Annotated in this window: 3 protein-coding genes; all 3 read right to left on the bottom strand. The window is 28.8% G+C overall.

The window, feature by feature from the left end:
* Positions 1-450: 450 nt before the first annotated feature.
* The 3 genes from CURI_RS14830 to CURI_RS14820 all read right to left on the bottom strand — a co-directional run bounded on the left by CURI_RS14830 (position 451) and on the right by CURI_RS14820 (position 2,813).
* On the bottom strand, positions 451-747 hold the full coding sequence (locus tag CURI_RS14830; RefSeq protein WP_014966157.1) for a hypothetical protein: 297 nt from the start codon (positions 745-747) through the stop codon (positions 451-453).
* Positions 740-1,315: a hypothetical protein gene (locus tag CURI_RS14825; protein ID WP_014966156.1), complete on the bottom strand. Its 576-nt coding sequence runs from the start codon at positions 1,313-1,315 to the stop codon at positions 740-742. The genes CURI_RS14830 and CURI_RS14825 overlap by 8 nt, the downstream gene beginning before the upstream one ends.
* A gap of 247 nt (positions 1,316-1,562) precedes the next feature.
* Entirely contained in the window at positions 1,563-2,813 is a 1,251-nt protein-coding gene (locus CURI_RS14820) for a protein rep (RefSeq protein WP_014966155.1), read from the bottom strand.
* Positions 2,814-2,913: the final 100 nt, after the last annotated feature.

The raw sequence follows: 2,913 nt of genomic DNA, 5'->3' as shown, positions 1-2,913 counted from the left end.
TGCTACACGTGACCCGTCACTTGCTGTAGCACATGGTTTTTCCAATAATTGCATAACATAAACTATATATTTTAGTTACAAATCATTCTTCTATTTTACCTTAAAAAAACATTCAACAAAGAAGAAAGTTGTTTTTTTTAAATCCTTCTCCATGATCCACTCCGTAAATTTAAAATTATTGGTTGCAATACTTTTTATAAATAAAGGGTATATAAACGAACGAAAAAGCCGTTCGCCCTTTACTTATAAAATTTTTTATGTTCAATTTTCGATACGGCGAAGGGAAAGGAAAGCATATGGGTTGTTTTCTAACCTTCACCTTTTCTTATCCTAACATAAAAAACCGTTTAGTTTTTAGGTGGGAACGGCTCTGCTAAAAGAAAAGCATATTCTATTTTTTATCGACGTCGATAATGTCTACTGGAGGGATATTTAGTCCAGACGTCGGGACTAAGCAAATAAAGATGGGATATCCGTTTCTTTTATAAACTCTATATCACTTACAAATGTAACAGCTTTATTGTTTTTACCTGCTACTTGTTCGAACTCTATATCATATAAAGCTGGTACTACATCAATACATTTCGCTACATCTTCACCAATATTAGCAATTATAGGTGTATATCCTTGAACATTCTCCAATGGTGAAGGATTCTTTCCTAAGTAGGTAATCTTACAACCTTTTATTCTTTTACCATCAGACTCAAAGTCATAACTTTGTTTAGCTAATACAATTTTCTTACTCATTAACAGGTCCTCCTGTCTTACCTCTTATATTCTTTTTTCTAGACTCATAATCTTCTAAATTTTCAAATAAACTAGAATTTTCAATCAAACGTTTAAATTGCTCTTCATCAACAAATGACCTAAGGTTTTCATATTCATCAATTTTATTTCTCTCAATAAACACCAATATCTCTTCATCACTTAAAGTCAATCCAGTTGGAATTTTTAAAACATCCTGAATATAATCCTTTAAAAGTTCCATAAAAAACAGTTTTCTAGAACTAAAACCACCTTTATGTACTGCATAGTCTAATATTTCAACTTCTGCATCTGTAATTCTTAAATTTACCATTGGCAAATTAAAAACCTCCTTTAAATATTCTAAGTAAATCATTTCTTCACTATAATTTTGTAATTTTGAAACAAATTCTGAAACTGCTTTATCAAAAAAATTACAATCTATAAAAGCATCTTGATCAGGAAGTACGAACGAATTATTTTTAGACTTTAAACAATACTCCCTATTTATTAAATCTGATAAAAACTCAAAAGAATCTCTTTGTATTTCTACAATTATACCATCTGACATAATACAATAACAACTCCCTTCAATTGATTTCACATTAAATACATTGTATATCATATGAAATCAAAAAACAAGCATAATATGAATCTTAATTTTGAACTTAAATAGAACGAAAAAAGGTCTACACTGACAGCTGTGGGTCCCCTTAATCCCCACGACTATCTGTGTAGACCTTATGATGCTATTTAAAGTCCATAAATAAGTAGATAATTTATATACGTCTATGGTATAATACTTATACAATAATAGATTAGTCAGAAAACAGTATCTCTTTCAGATGTTCAAAATCAGATTTTCGGCTAATTAAAATATACTTATCATCTGAAAGCAAATCTTCTGGTGTCTCACTCACACTAGAAGGTTTTTCTTTTTGTCCTAAAAGTTCTATAAACTCATCATATTTACTATTAAACTCTTCTTCATTAATAGCATCCTTAATACGATATAAAACTCCATATCCTTGTATCTGCTTTACCCTATAAAGTCCATGATATAAAGCTTTAAAATTTTCATAAGTAAATATTCTTTTATTTTCATCAACCTCTTTAGTCAAATACTTAAAAAGCTCAGCATAATCATTCTCTTTAAACTTGTCCATAACACAAGTGTAACCTATCTCTAAATTATCTATATTTTCCTTATTAACTCTTTTTCCATCTATTAGTAGTCTCCAAATTTTTTGTATTAAAATTTCTTCTTTACTAAAAAGATTTCTAAGTTCAGGAGATCCACTTCTAAAGTCATAAGAATATTTGTTTTCTATATTCTTTTTACTCAGCACATCATTATTTAAAACTAATGCAACGTGATAATGCGGATGATATATTTTATCCCTATAGTTATTAAATGTAACCTCTAATGACCTAATAGCACCTTCATATCCCCAGGAGCTAAAATCAATATCTTTTATCTTAGCATTTCCACTCAAATATCTTATAAGCTTAGCAAAGCATTCTGCCATATGCTTAACTGTTCCCCTTAAATCTTCACCAGAAACATTAGGTAATGTTAATGTTAAGTGATGAAGTCTACCATCATATTGCTGCAACTCTGGAATGTATTTAGCCATTCGGACAGCTTGAGTTACCTTTTTACAATTAGAACAAAATTTATCTCTACATAAGTTCCTATTCTTTACATCCTTAATTCTTTGTTTCTCATACTTATCTATAAGCCAAAATTGATTGCACTTTTTTATATTATGGATTTTATTATTTAAAGTATCTATGTAACTATCACGTTCTTTTGAAATAATATCACTATCATTAGACTGAAAAATTCTTTCTATATAAACATCTTCAGAAAAATAAGAATCTAAGACCTCACCAGTATTATTATTTATTTTAGTAACATGACCACTATATTTATTAATAGTAGTTATATTTATAAACTCTTGAGTGAATTTTTCATAATAGTTAATGATAACACCATTATGTTTTCTATTCTCTATTACTTTATTGAGAATATCACCCGTAACAATTGGTTTACTAACGTTTGTCAAAGTTTCACCACCTTCATAGTATAATCGCGTGTAAGGTTATTTCTATAGTATCAAGTATAGGAGATATAAATAAAATAATCGGAGCAATTTTCCAACCATG

It is taken from the genome of Gottschalkia acidurici 9a, from assembly GCF_000299355.1.
Classification (GTDB): domain Bacteria; phylum Bacillota; class Clostridia; order Tissierellales; family Gottschalkiaceae; genus Gottschalkia; species Gottschalkia acidurici.
The sequence above is the reverse complement of the archived record's forward strand: the minus strand, read 5'-3'. Positions and strand labels throughout refer to the sequence as shown.

Coding starts and splice junctions, on each gene's coding strand:
- CURI_RS14825 (WP_014966156.1), bottom strand. CDS start 1,315: ATGTCAGATGGTATAATTGTAGAAATACAAAGAGATTCTTTTGAGTTT.
- CURI_RS14830 (WP_014966157.1), bottom strand. CDS start 747: ATGAGTAAGAAAATTGTATTAGCTAAACAAAGTTATGACTTTGAGTCT.